This window comes from Streptococcus sp. WM07, assembly GCF_004570525.1.
Taxonomy (GTDB): domain Bacteria; phylum Bacillota; class Bacilli; order Lactobacillales; family Streptococcaceae; genus Streptococcus.
In genome coordinates this window covers 1-316 of the sequence record NZ_SPPZ01000310.1, presented here as the reverse complement: position 1 = coordinate 316, position 316 = coordinate 1, and the positions used below count along the sequence as shown (strand labels likewise).

At 47.2% G+C, this 316-nt stretch carries 1 protein-coding gene; it reads right to left on the bottom strand.

Annotation, left to right across the window (positions count from 1 at the left end; translation table 11 throughout):
- Positions 1-316, bottom strand: a 316-nt coding sequence (locus E4T71_RS09350; protein WP_135039016.1) for a DUF1542 domain-containing protein, incomplete at both ends; no start/stop codon positions are given.

Here is a 316-nt window from a genome sequence, read left to right as displayed (position 1 = left end):
TGCATCAACTTGAGCCTTAGCTGCTGCTTTCTCTTCGTCTGTTAGATCAGAGCGAGCGTCAATTTCATCCTTCTTGGCTTGAGCGGCTTCATCGACGGCTTTCTTCGCTTCAGGCTTAGCAACTGCAGCTGGGTTAATAGCTTTAACAGTATCAACACCTGCAGTCTTAGCTTCTTCAACTCCTGCATTTGTTGTTGCTGCATCTACTGCAGCTTTGGCTTTTTCTGCTTCTGCATCAACTTGAGCCTTAGCTGCTGCTTTCTCTTCGTCTGTTAGATCAGAGCGAGCGTCAATTTCATCCTTCTTGGCTTGAGCG